Raw genomic sequence first — 18,686 nt, 5'->3', positions numbered from 1 at the left:
AATTTTCCTCGAAACAGAAGGATGATACACATGAAAAAAGTTATCGTAAGTACGAAGGAAAACCTAGTTTACGGCACACTTATATGGATCTATGCGAGTAATAAAAAAGTATATCACAGCAGTAGGTGCATTGATGGTGATGCAGCATTCAGTGAGTACGATTCACATTATATGGGGAAAGTCCACGAGCTTTATCGAAATCAGGAAAAGCAACCCGCACTTTTTGACCGTATGCTTGCAAAATCAGATAGAATTTTCGGTGTTTGTTTAAATAATCGACGTCTTGATAATGGGGCAAAAGATGTGAAGGTTTTATTTTTCCCAAACTGGGAAGATGTTCAGGAATTTGCTGAAAATGATTTCCCTGTCCTTGCTGAAACTCGACAAAACAAGAAAATTGAAGCAAAACAAAAGTGGATGGAAAGAGGAAAAGCTTTTTCCAACAAGAAAAAAACGATATAAAGCTTATAAAAGAACTGTCCCAGTAGGTCTTGAACCTGCATTGGGGCAGTTTTTTTATTCTAATAAACTTAAAATGGGATTAAATAGCTAAAAAGGTTTGAAAAATATACCAATTAAGGCTTACAATAAGATAAATACTAAATATCGATAATAACAGACAAAAATCGATATATAGGGAGCGGAGAAATGAAGAATAAAAAACTGATAATCATTAATGTGTTGACATTGATTGCTTTCTTTATCGTTGTGAGTGCCGGTATTCATCGTGCTGAAGCTACAAAAGATGAATATGAAAAGAATGACAAGGACGACGAAGCAATACAGGATGTTGTTATCGCCGAGCCAGAAACTGAAATACAGGAGCTCAGCCCAAATAAAAATGTGGAGATATTTACTCCAACAGCTTTTGTAAAAAGAGGAAATGCGGGATCTATCGCATTGCAGAATATGGATCGGTTTGCCATTCAAGAAGAACCAGTAGAAGAGGTAGAAGAGAAAGAAGAAGAATGGATCGAAGTAGTGGAAAACGAAGAAGAAAACAACCATTTCCCTACAGAAAGTTCTGAAAGCAGCACATGGAAGTCAAGCAGCAAATCAAGTGGTAATAATGAAGTTAAAAAGGTTGAAAAAAAGCAGATAATATCCACCCCTAAAGAAAGTAAGAAGAAAGACACAACTCAAGAAGAGACAGTTGAACAAGTCAAAGAAGAAAATCAAAAAGAGAAAGAGAAAGAGAAAGAGAAAGAGGAATCAGCTCCAGAACCAGATTTAGATTCAGAGCCAAATCCAGAACCAAACCCAGAACAAAATCCAGATCCAGATCCAGATCCAGATCCAAAACCGGAGCCAGATCCAGAACCAGATCCAGAAGAAGAAGAAGAAAAAAAACAGAAACCAGGACCTGAAAATAGATCTAAAGACCAGGGAACAGCAGAACTACCAGCTCAAGAGTAATGTAAACTTGACTTAAAGAGATTGAAGGAGGATGCCCATTGTTAAAACTTAAAGGGAAAAATGCAATCGTAACCGGAGCAAGCAGTGGAATTGGAACAGCAATTGCCAAGCATTTGGCGGAGGAAGGTGCAAATGTCGTTGTTGCGGCACGTAGAAAGGACAAGCTAGATGCGATAGTAAATCAGATAAACAATGGCGGCAAAGGGAAAGCAGTTGGTGTTCCAACCGATGTTTCCAATCAAGAAGATGTTGAATCCATGGTGAAGAAAGCGAGAGAAGTTATTGGGGACATCGATATTTATGTGAATAATGCAGGATTAGTAGGTAATGGTGTTGTAAGAGAAGCAAACGTAGAAGAATGGGATCAAATGATTGATGTCAATATTAAAGGTGTATTGTATGGAATCCATGCAGTATTGCCGGGTATGATTGAAAAGTCTGCTGGCCACATTGTTAATATTTCCTCGGTTTCTGGTCATGAAGTTACAAAGAAAAGTACGGTCTATAGTGCTACGAAATTCGCAGTACGGGCAATTTCATCTGGTCTTGAAAAAGAATTGGCCAGAACAGGTGTGAGAATAACAAATATATCACCAGGTATGGTTGAAACGGAGCGTAATTCGGAAAGACTTCCTACAGATCGGGAACCTTTACAAACAGACGATATAGCTAGAGCAGTTGTCTATGCAGCTACCCAACCAAGCTATGTGAATGTAAATGAAATAACGGTAAGACCTATTTGATCGATTGAGGCTATGGGGGCAAAGTTTAAAAAAATTTTGATGAAAAAAAGTTTCGTTTATTAGCGTATTCACAAAAAGTTTGATATTATAATGAAGTAATGACTAAAATTCTAATTGACTTAAGCGATTTATGACTTTATAGTATGTTTAATTGTTGAAAGCGCTTATTATCCCTGATTTTCAAGGGGAAAAGAAAGGATGGAAAATATTTATGAGTAAACCAAAAATAGTTGTACTCGGTGCTGGTTATGCTGGCCTTGTTACATCCAGACGTTTAGCACAAAAACTATCACCAGAAGAAGCAGAAATTGTATTAATTAACAAACATAATTATCACTATGAAAGTACGTGGTTACATGAAGTGGCTGCAGGAACAATCAATCCAAATCAGGCGCGTTTTATGCTTACTGATGCAGTGAATCCGAAAAAGGTTCGTTTAATTTATGATAGTGTTCTTGAAGTGAAAAAAGACGAGCAACGTGTAGTGCTGGAAAATAGTGAAGTTTCATATGATTATTTAGTAATTGCTCTAGGGTGGGTATCCAATACTTTCGGAATTCCGGGTATGGAAGAAAATGCCTTTGCAATCACTGATATTGATTCAAGTCGCCTAATTGCCGAGCATATTGAATATCAATTTGCCAAATATGCTTCAGAAGAAAATCCGAATGAAGATGAACTGACCATTCTTGTTGGTGGCGGTGGTTTCACTGGAATCGAATTCGTAGGGGAATTAGCTGAAAAAGTTCCTCAACTTTGCAAAAAATATGATATTGACCGCAGTAAAGCACGTATCATCAATGTGGAAGCAGCACCATCTATTTTACCGATGTTTGACGAAGATCTTGTTACATATGCGAAAAAATCGCTTGAAGATCGTGGTGTGGAATTCAGAATTGGAACACCGATTAAAGAAGCAACTCCAGAAGGTTTTATCGTTGGAGATGATAAAGAATTAATTAAAGCTGGTACCGTTATTTGGACTGGCGGTGTTACTGGTAACCCAGTTCTAGCTAAATCCGGTTTCGAATTAGTTAAAGGTAAAGTAAATGTAGATGCAGATTTAAGAGTACCAGGAGAAGAAAATATCTTTGTTCTCGGAGACTGTTCATGGGTTATGGATAAAGAATCCGGTCGTCCATATCCACCAACAGGCCAATTGGCTACACAAGAAGGTACAGTAGCTGCGGATAATATTGCAGCATTACTACGCAATCAACCTTTACAAGATTTTGTATTCCATAACAAAGGAACTGTTGCATCTCTTGGAGTTACTGATGGAATTGGAAATATCCTTGATGGTAATAAAATACGAGGAAAATCAGCAGCAGCAATGAAGAAAGTAGTTGATGATCGTTCCCTATTTATGGTCGGCGGAGCGAAAGCAGTACTTAAAAAAGGGAAATTCCGTCCTTTCTAAGAATTGGAAGTAAATTTGAATATAAATAAGCTCCAGAACTAAGGAGGTAACTAATTAATGAAAAAGACTTTATATGGATTAATACTTGTACTGGCATCTATCGTAGGATACCGTCTTGCAAGTGATTATTTAGAAGACAATAGAGATTTCAGATAAATAATAAACACCATCCATTTTGGATGGTGTTTATTATTTTAGGGTAGAATTAACGAATTCTTTCTACCCCAGAATGGAATTATCAGGTTTGCTTCATACTATCCATAGGAGGTGTGAGCGTGTTTACTTTTTTGTCAGTTCTACTGGTAGCAAGCCTTTCGGTGAATGCCGAAGATGCTAATGTTATTATTAATAATAATGAAATCACATTAGATACCGTAGAAATTCAACAATACGGATTAGATTTGATTGATCACGCTTTAATTGATGAATATAAACTAATAAATTTAATGGACAGCCTGGACGAAGTCATCTATAAAGAAGCTCAGGATGCGCAATTTAATAAAGACGGTACAATAATAAAGGAAAAATTGGGGGTTACTTTAGATAGGAGAGAATTCAATCGTTTATTCAGAAAATTATATTATAGTGATAAAAAAGGAAAACTAAAAGTTCCGAAAACTTCTGTTTATCCAAAAGTAGATCAGGGACTCTTAAGGGAAGTTAGTATGAAAGAGCTTGGGAGATATGTCACCTTCTATAAACAAAGCAATTCAGAAAGATCTCACAATATAGCTTTAGCTGCAGAAGCTATCAATAACACGGTTGTATTTCCGGGGGAAACATTTTCCTTTAATGGTGTAGTAGGTGAAAGAACAACAGAAAGAGGGTATAAACAAGCGCCAGTCATTGTAAAGGGAGAACTCTCCGAGGATATTGGTGGTGGTATTTGTCAGGTTTCTTCCACGCTTTATAATGCAGTAGATCTAAAAGGTGTTCAAATAGTGGAAAGATATGCCCATAGCAGACGAGTTCCCTATGTTCCACCAGGAAGGGACGCAACCGTAAGCTGGTGGGGCCCTGATTTTGTTTTTAAGAACCTGTATAACGAGCCGATTTTAATTCGTGCCAAATCAGAGAATGGCCAAATGAATGTCACCGTACACTCCTCAGATACTGTGGAGTACTTTAACGGGAGTGAGGATTGATTTGACACGAATCTCCGTCTGCACACTGATTAACAGGGACAAGTCTTCTATTATTAGAAACCAGTTTATAAATAATGTTTCCGAGTCCAATGAACTTGAAAATATACATGAATGGCACGAGAACCCATAAGAGTGGGAGCATTTTAGCTATTTGAATTATTGCTGAATACCCTTTGTACCATCGATTATTATATTTAACATGAAGACTCTTTTCCATTTCAAGTGGATAATCTTTCATATTCCGAAATGAATCGAATGTAAGCTTATTTCTCCAATCGAGCCTTTTCCAAATGGTTGAAGAATTTGTACAGATTTTGCAGTAACTATCATAATAGACAATCATATTGAATTACCTCCAATAATAATATAAGTCAATTCTATACAAAAAGCTGTATTTCACAAAGGAAATACAGCTTTTAAATATGGTCGGTTATTATGCTTGTTTATGAAGCTCAAGCTCAAAGTTGATTTTAACATCTTCACCAACAAGTACGCCACCAGTTTCAACTGCTGCGTTCCAAGTAAGGCCGAAATCTTTACGGTTAATGGATGTTTTGCCACTAAAACCAGCTACTGTAGCTCCGCCCATTGGGTCTTTGCTTTGACCTTCAAATGTAACATCAAGCGTAACAGGTTTAGTAGTCCCTTTAATTGTTAAATCACCACTTACTTCATAATCATGAGATGATTTTTTCTTGATATCTGTAGCAACGAAAGTCATTTTAGGGTAGTTTTCTGAATCAAAGAAATCTCCTGAGCGTAAATGATTATCGCGATCTTCATTACGTGTATTCACGCTTGCAGTATCTACAGTTACTTCTACTTTAGAATCTGTTAAATTTTCTACGTCTGCTTCAATTACAGCATCAAATGAATCGAATGTGCCTTTAGCTTTTGAAATCATCATGTGTTTTACTGAGAAACCAACTTCACTGTGGACTTGGTCAACTGTCCAAACTGTTTTTGTCATTATAAATCCCTCCAAATAATTTTCTGTAACCCGATAGTTACTTTCTGTTACCTAGTATAAATTGATATGTGTTTAAAGTCAAGTGTTTTTAATTAAAAATAAATGAATTAAGTTTAAATTAATTTAATAAAAGGTAGGAATACTTTAATGTTCCCTTACTCTTCGATTTGAAACATAATTTTTATCGTTTTATGGATTACAAGAGATTGTTATTTTCTTGATAATAAGGTACAATACACATAACAAATGAAGCATATAGAATAAAAGCCTACAGGGGGAGCCATTTGGCTGAGAGTGAACATTTTGTTCAGACCCTTTGAACCTGTTAGTTAGTACTAGCGTAGGGATTGGTGGTTTTTTTGATGGATTAAAAAGCAATGTGAGCGGATTCCCCCATCAGGAAGCTTCCCCTCGGCATTGCTTTTTTGCGTGGAAATTTAAAAGGGAGGTAATACAGTTGAGGTCAAAACGAATTTTATTCTTAGTTGAAGTATCCATTTTTACTGCATTGGCATTACTTTTGGATATCTTACCATTATCATTTAAAATATGGGCTCAGGGTGGGTCGATTTCTTTTGCAATGATTCCTGTATTTATAGTTGCATTTCGTTGGGGGTTAAAAGGTGGTCTGCTTTCTGGGTTTTTGTGGGGAGTATTACAAGTTGCAACCGGAACAGCATATATTTTAACACCATTACAAGGATTTATTGATTACGCGCTAGCCTTTACAGTCATAGGCTTTGCCGGTATTTTTGCCAATCGAATTCAACAGGCAGTAAAGTCAGGTGAAACAAAGAAATATCTTACTTATATCACGCTAGGGGTATTATTGGGGTCTACATTACGATTTATTGCTCACTATGTAGCAGGGCTCGTATTCTTCGGCTCCGCAATTGAAGGACAACCTGCATGGTTATATTCATTAATTTATAATGGTTCTTACATGGTTCCATCCTTCATTTTATGTACGGTTATTGTGTTCTTCTTGTTCCATAAACAACCTAGAACATTATTGAACGTAGCTTAGAAGTATTGTATATTCGCTCACAATAAGGTAACCTCATAATCAATGAGGTTACCTTATATTTATTGGAGGTTGATCATATGCGTGAATTAATAGGGACGTGTACATCATGTAAGAAAAATATATATTGTGAGAGTGGTTTTTTTAATGGTATTCAAGAAAATGGGAAGTTAATATGTAATGACTGTATGAATAGGAAAGAAAAGAAATAGTCTTTCAATTCTTGTTTTCTATCTTATTCAACTTTCGCAGAATGAAATGGATAAATAAGCCTTGATAGAATTAGGAGGACTGGAGCTACACTGTTTAAGTTGACTTTGGATTAACTGTTTGCGCTGTGCAGTCTGGATACATCTATATTCAAGGATCTTTTCGTTAATTTCCCTCTTTTATCGTCGGATTTTATATAAACTACGAAGTAACTGCTGGTTGATTTGATTTCTATAAGTAAGTGCTTTTCCCGCCGTCCGGGATCGCTCTGGACGGATGCTTTCCGCGGGCACGGCCTCAGCCTCCTCGAGAAACCCACTTTGCGGGGTCTTCGGACACGTGCTGTTCCCGCAGGAGTCACCGCCCTCCGCTCACCCGGACTGTTGAATCTGTGTGATCCGGTTTTTATATCAATCACTAAGGTGTTAATCAATTGCAAGCTTAAAACTAGCTCTGGTAAATATACGAAGACTCCTGTGGGAGGAAAGGCATCGGTGAGACCCCGCAGTGCGAAGCACGAGGAGGGCTCACCAGCCGCCCACGGAAAGCGAAGTATATTTACCAGAGCGGTCGCCGAAGTTACTTGTCCTACTTCGCATTTTATCTCAACTCTGCGATGATTAAAAGGCTATAAACAGTACGAAAAACAGCCTTGTTTTAATCAAGTTTAGCAAGGGGATTATTAGAAACATTCTAAATTTAAACCAGTTAAATGCTCGAACTTATTTTAATGGTGCGAAAGTTGAGTATCTTATTTTTGAATACATGAGAAAGGGACAACCTTGTTGATTAGGTTATCCCTGTGGCATTATAATATGAAGTTTTCTACGTTGTCATGATTAGTAACCATTAGCAGAATCTTTCCGTCGTCCAAGTCCTCTTCGTAATTCTCTGCCTCTGCTTTGGAGAAGCCCATTTCTTCTAGTTTTGTACGTAATTCGTCCCCTTGGCTGTTAAACATATTTCCTACAGCACTACTAAAATCCATTTCTTTCATACCGATCGTATTAGTTTCTGATCCGTCGGCTAAACGGCCAGTTCTCTCATCATCGTGTGTGAGTAGATAGATATCACCCTTCTTTACTCCGCGAGCTTGTAGTTTGTTTACATCCGTTTTTAATTGTTCTTCATTTATATATTCTCTAATAAAAGGTTTCATAAAATAATTCCTCCTTTGTTGTTACTTGTTTTATTCCCGCTCATTATAGAAATAAACATCATAGTGATTTGGAATCTGGTAGCGTTTCTCTTCGATTATGCATAGGCTATAGCACAATCGAAGAAAGGAAGAGGATGAATGGATTTAACAATACCCCATCTGTTGTATGGATTATTTACTTTAATTATTATTGTTACAATGGTCTTCCGCAAAGGAGTTGTTTTACCAACGTTACTTGGCACATTCGTAATCGCTTTTGTATATAAAGGAAATATTATTGATGGTTTTACCGCAATATTTAATGCGAATTTAGTTGCTGCTCAAGAATTATTCAGTATCTTTTTAATCATCACGTTTATGCTGGCCCTCTTGCATTCGCTACGTGATTTAGGGGCAGATGTCAGAATGATTCAACCTATTCAAAAGATGATGGTAAATGGGCATGTGTCCTTTTTTGTCCTAATCACTGTAACGTATGTTATTTCCTTGTTTTTCTGGCCGACACCAGCAGTTCCATTGATTTGTGCATTGCTTGTACCTGCAGCAGTAAGAGCAGGATTACCAGCAATGACCGCAGCAGTTGCGATTGCAATAGCCGGACAAGGAATGGCGCTGTCATCAGATTATATTGTTCAGGTTGCCCCGAGCTTGTCTGCTGCATCGGCTGGCATCGATGTTGGTTCTGTTGCTGATAAAGCATTGGTACTATCCTTGATTGCCGGAGGGGTGGCTATTCTTTTAGCCTATCTATTCTATCGGAAATCGATTCGTTCAATAAATGATCCTCTAAATGAAATCGAACTACAAAAGCTCCAAACTGCTGAAGGTTCAAAAAATAAAGTACGAACGGCTCATCTTAATACTTGGAGCAAAGTCTTTGCAATTGCTGTCCCTATCTCCTTACTTGGTGTCGTGATTTTTATGATGTACAGTAAACTCTTTTCTGGAGACAGTGGTCTGGTTGGAGGAGATGGAGCAGCATTTGTCGGTGGTGTTGCAGTTATCTTATTATTACTTTCCACCATCGCTTTTGGTAAACATCATGCTCTGGATTATGTTACGAATCACATAACAGATGGATTTGTATTTGCATTTAAAGCAATGGGACCTGTAATTCCAATTGCTGGCTTCTTCTTTTTAGGGAGTCCTGATTTCTCTGGAATTATTTTAGGGGTAGAAGAGGGACCTGCATTATTATTTGATCTCGTTGCATCCACGCAGGACTACTTGCCACAAAGTGCATTGCTTGCAGCTTTAAGTGTACTAATTATTGGTATTATTACGGGGCTTGATGGCTCTGGTTTTTCCGGATTACCACTTACCGGCGCACTTGCTGCTTCATTGGAAACAACATCTATTGATGCTGCAACCCTTGCTGCAATTGGTCAAATGGGGGCTATCTGGACAGGTGGAGGTACCATAGTTGCCTGGTCATCCTTGATTGCAATAGCAGGTTTCTGTGGTGTATCGGTTATGGATTTAGTAAGAAAGAATTTTCTTCCAGTAATATCAGGTTTAATTATTGCAACGCTTATTGCTGTATTTTTTCTCTAAACTAAAAAAATAGATTAAATGTAAAAAAAGAAAAGACTTGTCTTTTCTTTTTTTTATACTTAATGAATTAATTGTTATTCCAAAATTCTTAATGTTTTACTTTTTTATAAACAATAGATAAAATGTAATTGTACTAAATTAAAGCGTTTTCACATAGCTTGTAAGAGAAATTATAATTCCATTAAATAAGAGGGGGTAGTAAAAATGAGTGGTATTTTGGTAGCGCTGATTGGAATGGTCGTTTTTGCATTAGGTTATCGCTATTATTCAAAATTTGTAGCAGAAAAAATCTTTCGACTTGATCCAAATTATGTAACACCCGCTCATAAGTACAAAGATGGTGTCGATTTTGTGCCAACGAACAAATTTGTATTATGGGGACATCATTTTACTTCAGTTGCAGGAGCAGCGCCGATACTTGGACCTGCTATAGCTGTGTATTGGGGATGGCTGCCAGCTTTTCTTTGGGTAATATTAGGAACAGTCTTCGCTGCTGGTGTTCATGACTTTGGAACACTTGCATTGTCTGTTAGGAATAAAGGGCAGTCGGTTGGTACAATAGCTGATAAATTAATTGGAAATCGAGCAAAAGTATTGTTTTTATTTATTATTTTAATATTAGTACTAATGGTAAATGCTGTTTTTGCATGGGTTATTTCTAATTTATTCATTAATTATCCAGCAAGTGTCATTCCAGTATTTATTCAGATTCCATTGGCAATCTGGATTGGATATGCTGCCTATAAACGTAATACGAAGATGCTCATTCCTTCTTTGATTGCCTTGGCAATCATGTATATTACTGCAATCTTTGCGAGTAGGTTTGAGTTTTTACAAATTAATTTGGTGCAGTATATGGGCGGTGAGGAGGCTGCAGGTCTATTTGGGTTAGGTGCGGTATCCACTGCATTTTTAATTTGGATTGTAATTTTAATGGTCTATGTATATATAGCATCAACACTGCCGGTATGGAAGCTGCTTCAACCAAGGGATTTCATTAACTCCCATCAGCTTGTCGTAGGACTTGCGATTTTATATTTAGGTTTAATTTTTTTGAATCCTGAAATGACAGCTCCATTAGTAAATGAAAACCCAGATCGGAATTGGCTCCCACTTTTATTTATAACCATTGCCTGTGGTGCGATTTCTGGATTCCACGGATTAGTATCATCAGGTACAACTTCCAAACAGTTGGATAAAGAAACGGATGCCAGATTTGTTGGATATTTTGGAGCTGTTGGTGAAGGTATCTTAGCTTTGGTATCTATAATTGCTGTAGCAACGTTTTTTGCCAACACAGATGCATTTATGGCAACATACTCAAGCTTCACACAAGCAAATGCTGTTGGGCTTGGCACTTTTGTAGAAGGCGCAGCAAAGTTGGCAGAAGGAATTGCTATTCCGCCAGACATAGCTACAACAATCGTTTCAATTATTGTTGTTAGCTTTGCGGCTACGACACTTGATACATCTGTTCGTTTAATGCGCTATATTATTGCTGAACTAGGAGTGGAATACAAAGTGCCTGCGCTTACTAAAACACATGTAGCAACAACGATTGCAGTTGTTTCTAGTGCGGCACTTGTATTAATACCGGAAGGGCCAAATGGCTTTGGCTCTGGTGGATACTTAATTTGGCCACTCTTTGGTACTGCGAATCAGTTACTTGCAGGAATCAGTTTAATGTTAATTGCAATTTGGCTTAAACGATTAGGAAGAAATTATGCAGTTGCGTTAATCCCGATGATCTTCCTAATGTTTATGACTATGTATGCAATGTTCCAGCAGGTCATATTCGAATGGTCGTGGTTTGGGAATAACTCCAGTACACTATTATTCGTTCTCGGAGCAATCATATTCGTATTTGCAATTTGGATTAGTCTAACAGCGTTCTCGGCGCTAACAAAGAAGTATGAAGACCCACTTGATAAAGATAAATAAATAGGAAATGGGAGGGGTCATGTAGTTGATGGCCCCTTCTCTACATAGTCTGATAGAGAAGGTGAGAGAAAATATGTTGGCTAGACTAAAGCAGCTAATCGCATTTTATGAGGAAGTATTAAGTATGCCGCATCGTCAGGAAGTAGCTAGAGAACTGAGGGATGAAGATGATTTCTTCCTTTTGTTACTCTATTCCGAAATGATTGGTATTCCAAATCCAGTATATTATTATACACTTGAATTATATCCATATATGATAGAAAACTTCCACGATTGGCATTTACGTATGGGAATGGAAAAGTCCCCAATGACAGGGATTCGCTGCTGTTAAGTGAATCTGGAAAGGAATTAAAAATAATGCAAGATATAGATAAAAAGATTCTTTTTATAGGTGGTAAGGGAGGCGTGGGTAAGTCTACTACTGCTGCAGCAATAGCTTGGAAATCTGCCCAGAATGGCCTTAAGACATTATTAATCTCAACAGATCCGGCACATAATATTGGAGATATATTTGATCAAAATATTGGTGGAAAGACGAAGCAAGTAGCCGATAATCTGTTCGCTCTTGAAATCGACCCTGATACGGAAACGGAAAAATATATTAATGGTGTAAAAGAAAATATCAAGGGAATTGTACATTCTAGTATGATGGAGGAAGTACATCGCCAGTTGGATACTGCAAAAGCATCACCCGGTGCAGATGAGGCTGCTTTATTTGATAAATTAATAGCTATTATTTTGGAAGAGCGAAGTAATTTTGATAGACTTATATTTGATACTGCTCCAACAGGTCATACGATTAGACTCTTGACGCTTCCTGAATTAATGGGTATCTGGATAGAGGGGCTTTTGCAGAAGAGGCAGAAAACCAATGAAAATTACACGCAATTATTAAATGACGGTGAACCGATAGAAGATCCTATTTATGATGTTTTAAAAGAAAGACAGGAAAAGTTCTCCAGGGCTAGAGAAGTACTTCTTGATCATCATCAAACAGGTTTTATTTTCGTATTGAATCCAGAGAGGCTGCCGATATTAGAAACAAAAAAAGCAATTGAATTACTTGATAAATATCATTTACATGTTAAAACTTTAATTGTAAATAAACTATTGCCAGAAGATGCGGTTGGAGAATTCTTCGAAAAGAGAAAGGTCCATGAAAAAAGATATGTCGTAATGATTGAAGAAACATTTAGGGAGCAAGAGCTAATTTATGTGCCTCTATTTTCTGGGGATATTACTAGTAAACAGGAATTGGAATATATGAGTAAGTATTACACGAAAGGATGAAGAAAATGAAAGCATTTGTACTGGAAAATGGTAAATTAGAAGTAAAAGAAATGGACGAGCCATCTGCAGGGAAACAGGAGGTTGTTGTGGCGATACGTGCTGCAGGACTGAATAGAAGGGACTTGTCTATTCCAAATCGAAGAGGTAATGATAAAGAAGCACTAATTCTAGGTTCAGACGGAGCAGGCGTTATTGAATCCGTTGGGCAAGGTGCTACCCGATTTAACGTAGGTGACGAGGTAATTATTAATCCTGCGCTTCGCTGGTACGAAAATAGTGATGCTCCTCCAAAAGGTTTTGATATATTAGGAATGCCAGGAAATGGTACCTTTGCTGAAAAAATAGCTTTGTCTGAGGAACAAGTGGAGAGAAAACCGGAAAACTTTACCTGGGATGAAGCTGGTGTATTTGCTCTTGCAGCATTAACCGGTTATCGTGCTCTTTTTACGAAAGGTCAAATTAAAAGGGGAGAGACTATATTTATACCTGGGGCTGGAAGTGGAGTTGCATCGTATTTAATTTCTTTTGCTAAAAATGTAGGGGCCCGGGTTATCGTTACTTCTCGCAGTGAAGATAAACGAAATAAGGCGAGAGAACTAGGAGCGGATGTAGTTCTTGATACGAATAGTAACTGGGAAGAAGCATTAGCGAATGAAACAGTGGATCTTGTAATTGATAGTGTTGGAGAGGCGACATTCAATCGATCCTTGGATGTATTAAAGAAAGGTGGACGTATCGTCATCTTTGGCGCCACTACAGATGATCACGTAGACTTCGATTTACGTCGCTTTTTCTATGGGCAGTATCAATTGATTGGTAGTACAATGGGGAGCAGACAGGAACTACAGGCTGCTTTGGATCATGTTGTTAATTTCAATATGAAGCCGGTTGTCGACAAGATCTTTTCACTTGATGATACACAAGCGGCGATGGATTATTTAAAAGAAGGAGCGCAATTTGGGAAGGTTGCACTTCGAATATAAGGGAAGAGCCAGCAGATATCTGCTGGCTCTTGCTATTACCAAAATCTAGACCTTACGTTACCAGTTAGTTAACTTCAGTTGTTTTCATCCAATCTTTACCTTCAACCTGCCTGGTAACAAGCATACTGGATACCGTATCACCTGTTGCGTTAACCATTGTTGCAGGTGGGTCTACGACAACCCCAATCGCAGAGATAATCGGCAATGCTTCAATTGGTAAACCATATAATGTAACAATCATCAATTCACCAATAAAGCCTCCACCAGGAACACCACTCATTACGATTCCAGACAATAAACATACAACGATAGCTGTTAAAAATGTGTCGATTCCACTGAAATCCATATTGAATACCCCGAATACAAAAGCAATTTTCAACATTGCAGAGAGGCAGGAACCATCCATATGAATCGTTGCTCCAAGTGGTAACACGGTTTCCCGAATGTCTTTTGGAACTCCAATTCTTTTTGCTGCTTGTAAATTGACAGGAAGAGATGCTACACTACTGCCCGTCCCAAGCGAGGTAGCGGCAGGAGAGAGAATATTTTTCCAAAAGCGGGTAACACCTTCTTTTCCACCAGCTATAAATGCATACAATGTAAAACCGATTGCAAAGTATAAAACAGCAACCGGATAATAAATGATTATGGCTTTTGCATAATCACCGATAAGCGCTGTTCCAAATTCACCAATTAATGATGCAAAATAAGCTCCTAGTCCAATTGGTGCGTAATACATAATAAGCTGAATAATTTTCATGAATACTTCGGAAGCACTCGTCAAAAATCGTGCAAATGGCCGACCTTGTTCACCAGTTAAGCCCGTTGCAACACCTACCAATACCGAAAAAATTATTAATGCGAGCATGTTAGATTTGGAAAATAAATCCACAAAATCAGGAACTGTAAATGTATTTACAAGCTGGTCTCCAAGACTAACCTCCTCGACTTCCTCAGGAGTAGTCAATGGAATATCAACTCCTGATCCAGGTTGGAAAATCACCGTTGCTACTAACATAAATACGGAAGATATAATAGCTGTGACAATAAATACGGTCATCATGGATCCCATGATTTTCCCAAGTCTTTTCATACTGTTCATGCTGGCAATAGCTGAAGAAATGGTAAAGAAAACCAGTGGTACAACAATCATAAATAGCAGATTAATAAAGATATCGCCTAACGGTTTGATAACGGTTGCCTCTTCACCAAAGATAAGGCCAATCACGGAGCCAATAATAATGGATGAGAGAAGAATAATAGGAAATCGATATGCTTTTAATTTTTCTTTCACATGTATTCAGTCCTTTTCGTGTTTAATTTATAATGACTCTATTATAGTACACGAAAGGTGAATGATAAAAAAGAAAATTAACTTAAATAAGGGGACACCGAATCAATGGCATTTTGCATTCTTTTGCTATTTCGTTGGTACATACCCTTTGATTGTGGATTTTCAGTAGAAAGAGCAAATAGTTCCAAATCAGCTTGGCACTTCTTCATCGTTGCCAGAAGTAATGGCTTTTCTGTCGGTTCAGGAACTGCAATCATGTCATCATATAAGTCAATAGTCAGCTGGCCATCACTATCTGCCTGTGCCAGAAAGACATTTTCAATACTGACGTTCATTTTATCAAGCTCCGTTTCCAACCAGTTCGGATTCAGAGATAGGTTTGCTAATGGTTCCAGTAATACATTACCATCCATTATGACTGTTTGCGGTTCCTTTGCAGAGGCAAGCTTGATGCCTAAATCTTTCGCAGTAAGTGGACGATTTTCCCGTTTAGGCAGTACGCTTAATGTACCGGATGGTTCAAGGACAGCAAACTCAACATCTGACGCAAGAAATACATTATTATCACGAAGTTTTTCCAGAAGGTCATCTGTCGAATATCCTTCTTTCTTCAAATTATCTTCCATAATTTTCCCATCCTGAATAAACACGGTGCTTTTTCCTTCTGTAAAATCCCGAAATGCTTTACTTTTTAACGATATTTTTTCCACTCCGAAAGGAATAACGAACCAAATGACCATAGCTATAAGGGCATAGCTGAAATTTGTATTCGGATCTATTGTGTGAATGGCGGCAATGCCACCCAGGACAATTCCGGATATAGTCTCAAAAATATTTAATTGTGATAGTTGCTTTGTACCCAGCCATTTGATGAGGAAAAATAACAAGGCTATTAATGTTAAGGATCTGAGTACAACATGAATCCATTCCGGCACAGCAAATCTTCCTCTCTATTTATATTGGGGCTCTTCTTTTGAAAGCTCTACCACTTGTTTTTGAAGGTCATTCTTAATTTCTTCAATAATTTGTCCAACATTTTCAAATGCTTGTTTTGAATCTACTTCCTGTGCTTTGTTTGTTAAAATATCGAGACTTGCTTCTATACTTTTAATCGATGAATAACATCCTTTAACCTGTGACCCGACAGTCATACAAATCAACTCCATTTATCCTTTTGGTTTGAAAATTAAGGCGCCTATTACACCAAAAATAATAGCGGAAGAAATACCGGAACTTGTAACTTCAAACATCCCAGTCACCACTCCAATAATCCCATGTTTCTCTGCTTCCTGCATTGCACCATGAACAAGTGAATTTCCGAAGCTTGTAATCGGTACGGTGGCGCCAGCACCTGCAAAGTCAATAAGGGGTTCATACAAGCCAAATCCATCGAGTATGGCGCCACTGACAACTAAAATAGTCAATGTATGTGCGGGGGACAGTTTGAAAACATCAAACATAATCTGGCCGATAACACAAATAAGTCCCCCTACGACGAATGCCCAGAAAAATATCATATCGTATCACTTCCTGATTCAATTGATACAGCATGTGCGATGCACGGTATAGGATCAGTTTGCTGTACACTTAATGTGGAATGTAATGATCCAGTGGCAACTACTAGTATTTTCTTAATTTCGCCTTGCGCCATTTGCTTGAGAAAGTGCCCATAAGTTACTACTGCAGAACAAGCAGAACCACTTGCACCTGCAAGAACTGGTTGACCTTCTCGATATATCGTAAGTCCGCAATCCACATATTTTTTTTCGTCTATCGGAATATTTTGCTTATGCATATAATCCAATGAGACCTCTCTGCCGATATGACCGAGGTCTCCGGTTATAATTAGATCATAGTAAGAGGGATCAACATTTCTTTCTCTTAAATGAATTTCGATTGTATCAGCAGCTGCAGCAGCCATTGCGCCACCCATATTGAAAGGGTCAGTCATACCCATATCGACAACTTTTCCTATGGTAGCTGAAGTTATTTTTGGACCAACACCTTCTTTTGCTACCAATGCACAACCAGCACCAGTTACAGTCCACTGGGAGGTTGGAGGTTTCTGGCCACCATACTCAGTAGGATAACGAAATTGCTTTTCTGTGGCAGCATTGTGACTGGAAGAACCACTTAATATATAATTAGCACCATCCCCATTAATAATAGCAGCAGATAAAGCTAGACTCTCCATAGAGGTGGCACAAGCACTAAATAATCCGAAATAGGGAAGACCCATTGTGCTTGCCGCAAAACTAGTCGGAGTGATTTGATTAATTAGGTCCCCACTAATAAAAAATTCTACTTGTTCTTTTTCAATCGCACTTTTTTTAATAGCTATTTGACAAGCTTCTTCCATCATCTTCTGCTGGGCCTTTTCAAAAGAAGCTTGTTTCAACCACATATCATCATGTAGTGTATCGAATGCTTCTGGGATATTACCATTAGCTTCAAAGGGACCACCGACAGTACCAGTGGTTAGAATAACTGGCTTTTTATTAAATATCCAAGTTTGATGTCCTGCTAGCATTTATAAGCCACCCCATTGAACTAGAATTGTTTTTATTAAAGCAACTACGAAAGCTGAAAATACACCATACACAATAACGGGACCCGCTAATTTAAGCATATTTCCACCAACTCCAAGTACAAATCCCTCTGTACGATATTCTATTGCGGATGCTATGACGGCATTCCCAAACCCTGTTACAGGAACTGCCGAACCTGCTCCAGCAAACTGGCCGATACGGTCATAAACACCAAAACCTGTTAAAAGCATGGTAATGAAAATAAGTGTTGCCACTGTAGGGTTGCCGGCTGTTTGTTCAGTGAAATTGAAATTGTATATATAAAATGTGGTAATAATTTGTCCAATAAAGCATATGATCCCGCCAACTAAAAAAGCTTTTATGCAGTTTTTCAGCAAGGGTCTTTTTACTTCCCTTTTTGTTTGAAAGTCCTGGTATTTCTGTGCCTCGGGTGGTAAGTTTTTCTTTTTCTGATCAGCCATAGCGTACTCACTCTTTCTTTTAGGTCTGTTCCTTTGCCAATTTAACAAGCTGTTTAAATTTTTTCTCCATTTCTTTTTTTGAGATATTGTTATTATTGATGTCCTGCTCAAGCTTATTCAGTTCAATAACAATCTTTTTGTCGGTTGAAAATTCGACCTTCAAGTCTTTATATTTATCTTTCATTTCTTTTTTGTATTTCTTTTCGAGCTGTGACAGTGTAAATCGTTCATGATGTTCAACTTCAATTGCAACAAATAGGGTGTCCTCCGTATTCACAGCTTTTACGGCAGTAATTTCTTCATGATCGCTTAAAATATCTTTCGCTTTGTTCGATGGTTGCTGACTCACTAGTTTATTATTAGAAATTTTTGTAATATCAATGGAATCATTATTTATTTGACCTTGTTCCGTTGGTGGTTCATTACCACAAGCGGTCAAGATAAGAGCAATACAACAGTAAAAAATCATTGTGGTTTTTCGCATATCTCACACCCATCTCTATCATTTAAGGTATGTAAGGGGCATT

Annotated in this window: 21 protein-coding genes and 1 riboswitch; of the genes, 11 read left to right on the top strand and 10 right to left on the bottom strand. The window is 37.9% G+C overall.

Annotated features, from left to right (window positions below; genetic code table 11):
- Positions 1–30 precede the first annotated feature (30 nt).
- From ACFOUV_RS10890 to ACFOUV_RS10870, 5 genes are all read left to right on the top strand, one after another.
- A complete protein-coding gene (locus ACFOUV_RS10890) occupies positions 31–462 on the top strand; it encodes a hypothetical protein (RefSeq protein ID WP_379496799.1) in 432 nt (143 codons plus the stop codon).
- 186 nt (positions 463–648) lie between these two features.
- Positions 649–1,416 carry a hypothetical protein gene (locus ACFOUV_RS10885; RefSeq protein WP_379496798.1) on the top strand — a complete coding sequence of 256 codons (768 nt, stop codon included), beginning with the start codon at positions 649–651 and terminating at the stop codon, positions 1,414–1,416.
- Positions 1,417–1,454: 38 nt separating this feature from the next.
- Positions 1,455–2,159: an SDR family oxidoreductase gene (locus tag ACFOUV_RS10880; RefSeq protein WP_379496797.1), complete on the top strand. Its 705-nt coding sequence runs from the start codon at positions 1,455–1,457 to the stop codon at positions 2,157–2,159.
- A 211-nt stretch (positions 2,160–2,370) separates the two neighbouring features.
- A complete protein-coding gene (locus ACFOUV_RS10875) occupies positions 2,371–3,579 on the top strand; it encodes an NAD(P)/FAD-dependent oxidoreductase (protein WP_379496796.1) in 1,209 nt (402 codons plus the stop codon).
- A 275-nt stretch (positions 3,580–3,854) separates the two neighbouring features.
- Entirely contained in the window at positions 3,855–4,724 is an 870-nt protein-coding gene (locus ACFOUV_RS10870) for a VanW family protein (protein WP_379496795.1), read from the top strand.
- Here the strand turns inward: ACFOUV_RS10870 and ACFOUV_RS10865 are convergent.
- Together ACFOUV_RS10865 and ACFOUV_RS10860 are read right to left on the bottom strand one after the other, a co-directional pair.
- Positions 4,705–5,067: a thiol-disulfide oxidoreductase DCC family protein gene (locus ACFOUV_RS10865; protein WP_379496794.1), complete on the bottom strand. Its 363-nt coding sequence runs from the start codon at positions 5,065–5,067 to the stop codon at positions 4,705–4,707. The genes ACFOUV_RS10870 and ACFOUV_RS10865 overlap by 20 nt on opposite strands.
- 90 nt (positions 5,068–5,157) lie before the next feature.
- The gene (locus ACFOUV_RS10860) at positions 5,158–5,694 is read right to left on the bottom strand and encodes a YceI family protein (RefSeq protein ID WP_379496793.1); all 537 of its coding nucleotides are present in this window, start codon (positions 5,692–5,694) and stop codon (positions 5,158–5,160) included.
- 263 nt (positions 5,695–5,957) lie between these two features.
- Positions 5,958–6,059: riboswitch (TPP riboswitch) on the top strand.
- A 92-nt stretch (positions 6,060–6,151) separates the two neighbouring features.
- On the opposite strand from ACFOUV_RS10860, the gene thiT reads away from it, so the two are divergent.
- Entirely contained in the window at positions 6,152–6,721 is a 570-nt protein-coding gene (gene thiT / locus ACFOUV_RS10855) for an energy-coupled thiamine transporter ThiT (RefSeq protein ID WP_379496792.1), read from the top strand.
- A gap of 1,015 nt (positions 6,722–7,736) precedes the next feature.
- Here thiT and ACFOUV_RS10850 read toward each other — a convergent pair.
- On the bottom strand, positions 7,737–8,087 hold the full coding sequence (locus tag ACFOUV_RS10850; RefSeq protein WP_379496791.1) for a general stress protein: 351 nt from the start codon (positions 8,085–8,087) through the stop codon (positions 7,737–7,739).
- Between the two features lie 138 nt (positions 8,088–8,225).
- Here ACFOUV_RS10850 and ACFOUV_RS10845 point away from each other — a divergent pair, with 138 nt between their 5' ends.
- The 5 genes from ACFOUV_RS10845 to ACFOUV_RS10825 all read left to right on the top strand — a co-directional run bounded on the left by ACFOUV_RS10845 (position 8,226) and on the right by ACFOUV_RS10825 (position 13,855).
- On the top strand, positions 8,226–9,641 hold the full coding sequence (locus tag ACFOUV_RS10845; RefSeq protein WP_379496790.1) for a hypothetical protein: 1,416 nt from the start codon (positions 8,226–8,228) through the stop codon (positions 9,639–9,641).
- A 204-nt stretch (positions 9,642–9,845) separates the two neighbouring features.
- A complete protein-coding gene (locus tag ACFOUV_RS10840; protein WP_379496789.1) occupies positions 9,846–11,582 on the top strand; it encodes a carbon starvation CstA family protein in 1,737 nt (578 codons plus the stop codon).
- Between the two features lie 73 nt (positions 11,583–11,655).
- On the top strand, positions 11,656–11,913 hold the full coding sequence (locus ACFOUV_RS10835; protein ID WP_379496788.1) for a cory-CC-star protein: 258 nt from the start codon (positions 11,656–11,658) through the stop codon (positions 11,911–11,913).
- Between the two features lie 26 nt (positions 11,914–11,939).
- The gene (locus ACFOUV_RS10830) at positions 11,940–12,872 is read left to right on the top strand and encodes an ArsA family ATPase (protein ID WP_379496787.1); all 933 of its coding nucleotides are present in this window, start codon (positions 11,940–11,942) and stop codon (positions 12,870–12,872) included.
- 5 nt (positions 12,873–12,877) lie between these two features.
- On the top strand, positions 12,878–13,855 hold the full coding sequence (locus ACFOUV_RS10825; RefSeq protein WP_379496786.1) for a zinc-binding dehydrogenase: 978 nt from the start codon (positions 12,878–12,880) through the stop codon (positions 13,853–13,855).
- Between the two features lie 64 nt (positions 13,856–13,919).
- Here the strand turns inward: ACFOUV_RS10825 and ACFOUV_RS10820 are convergent, their stop codons facing one another.
- The 7 genes from ACFOUV_RS10820 to ACFOUV_RS10790 all read right to left on the bottom strand — a co-directional run bounded on the left by ACFOUV_RS10820 (position 13,920) and on the right by ACFOUV_RS10790 (position 18,643).
- Complete coding sequence (locus tag ACFOUV_RS10820) at positions 13,920–15,149, bottom strand: dicarboxylate/amino acid:cation symporter (protein ID WP_379496785.1); 1,230 nt, start codon at positions 15,147–15,149, stop codon at positions 13,920–13,922.
- Between the two features lie 77 nt (positions 15,150–15,226).
- Positions 15,227–16,084 (bottom strand): DUF421 domain-containing protein, encoded by an 858-nt coding sequence (locus ACFOUV_RS10815; RefSeq protein ID WP_379496784.1) that lies wholly within the window; start codon positions 16,082–16,084, stop codon positions 15,227–15,229.
- Positions 16,085–16,099: 15 nt separating this feature from the next.
- Positions 16,100–16,300, bottom strand: coding sequence for a DUF1657 domain-containing protein (locus tag ACFOUV_RS10810; protein ID WP_379496783.1), 201 nt, complete (start codon positions 16,298–16,300; stop codon positions 16,100–16,102).
- 15 nt (positions 16,301–16,315) lie between these two features.
- On the bottom strand, positions 16,316–16,666 hold the full coding sequence (gene spoVAE, locus ACFOUV_RS10805; protein WP_379496782.1) for a stage V sporulation protein AE: 351 nt from the start codon (positions 16,664–16,666) through the stop codon (positions 16,316–16,318).
- The gene (gene spoVAD / locus ACFOUV_RS10800; protein ID WP_379496781.1) at positions 16,663–17,679 is read right to left on the bottom strand and encodes a stage V sporulation protein AD; all 1,017 of its coding nucleotides are present in this window, start codon (positions 17,677–17,679) and stop codon (positions 16,663–16,665) included. The genes spoVAE and spoVAD overlap by 4 nt, the downstream gene beginning before the upstream one ends.
- On the bottom strand, positions 17,680–18,159 hold the full coding sequence (spoVAC, locus tag ACFOUV_RS10795; protein WP_379496780.1) for a stage V sporulation protein AC: 480 nt from the start codon (positions 18,157–18,159) through the stop codon (positions 17,680–17,682).
- A gap of 19 nt (positions 18,160–18,178) precedes the next feature.
- The gene (locus tag ACFOUV_RS10790) at positions 18,179–18,643 is read right to left on the bottom strand and encodes a hypothetical protein (RefSeq protein ID WP_379496779.1); all 465 of its coding nucleotides are present in this window, start codon (positions 18,641–18,643) and stop codon (positions 18,179–18,181) included.
- Positions 18,644–18,686 lie beyond the last annotated feature (43 nt).

Source organism: Oceanobacillus longus (genome assembly GCF_042650085.1).
GTDB classification, from domain to species: domain Bacteria; phylum Bacillota; class Bacilli; order Bacillales; family Amphibacillaceae; genus Oceanobacillus; species Oceanobacillus longus.
This window is presented reverse-complemented; position numbering and strand designations above follow the sequence as displayed.

Excerpts from the sequence above, each read along its gene's own strand:
- ACFOUV_RS10890 (WP_379496799.1), top strand. The coding sequence starts at position 31 with ATGAAAAAAGTTATCGTAAGTACGAAGGAAAACCTAGTTTACGGCACA.
- ACFOUV_RS10875 (WP_379496796.1), top strand. The coding sequence starts at position 2,371 with ATGAGTAAACCAAAAATAGTTGTACTCGGTGCTGGTTATGCTGGCCTT.
- ACFOUV_RS10830 (WP_379496787.1), top strand. The coding sequence starts at position 11,940 with ATGCAAGATATAGATAAAAAGATTCTTTTTATAGGTGGTAAGGGAGGC.
- spoVAD (WP_379496781.1), bottom strand. The coding sequence starts at position 17,679 with ATGCTAGCAGGACATCAAACTTGGATATTTAATAAAAAGCCAGTTATT.
- spoVAE (WP_379496782.1), bottom strand. The coding sequence starts at position 16,666 with ATGATATTTTTCTGGGCATTCGTCGTAGGGGGACTTATTTGTGTTATC.
- ACFOUV_RS10865 (WP_379496794.1), bottom strand. The coding sequence starts at position 5,067 with ATGATTGTCTATTATGATAGTTACTGCAAAATCTGTACAAATTCTTCA.
- ACFOUV_RS10790 (WP_379496779.1), bottom strand. The coding sequence starts at position 18,643 with ATGCGAAAAACCACAATGATTTTTTACTGTTGTATTGCTCTTATCTTG.
- ACFOUV_RS10850 (WP_379496791.1), bottom strand. The coding sequence starts at position 8,087 with ATGAAACCTTTTATTAGAGAATATATAAATGAAGAACAATTAAAAACG.
- ACFOUV_RS10825 (WP_379496786.1), top strand. The coding sequence starts at position 12,878 with ATGAAAGCATTTGTACTGGAAAATGGTAAATTAGAAGTAAAAGAAATG.
- spoVAC (WP_379496780.1), bottom strand. The coding sequence starts at position 18,159 with ATGGCTGATCAGAAAAAGAAAAACTTACCACCCGAGGCACAGAAATAC.
- ACFOUV_RS10845 (WP_379496790.1), top strand. The coding sequence starts at position 8,226 with ATGGATTTAACAATACCCCATCTGTTGTATGGATTATTTACTTTAATT.
- ACFOUV_RS10810 (WP_379496783.1), bottom strand. The coding sequence starts at position 16,300 with ATGACTGTCGGGTCACAGGTTAAAGGATGTTATTCATCGATTAAAAGT.
- ACFOUV_RS10860 (WP_379496793.1), bottom strand. The coding sequence starts at position 5,694 with ATGACAAAAACAGTTTGGACAGTTGACCAAGTCCACAGTGAAGTTGGT.
- ACFOUV_RS10885 (WP_379496798.1), top strand. The coding sequence starts at position 649 with ATGAAGAATAAAAAACTGATAATCATTAATGTGTTGACATTGATTGCT.
- ACFOUV_RS10840 (WP_379496789.1), top strand. The coding sequence starts at position 9,846 with ATGAGTGGTATTTTGGTAGCGCTGATTGGAATGGTCGTTTTTGCATTA.
- ACFOUV_RS10835 (WP_379496788.1), top strand. The coding sequence starts at position 11,656 with ATGTTGGCTAGACTAAAGCAGCTAATCGCATTTTATGAGGAAGTATTA.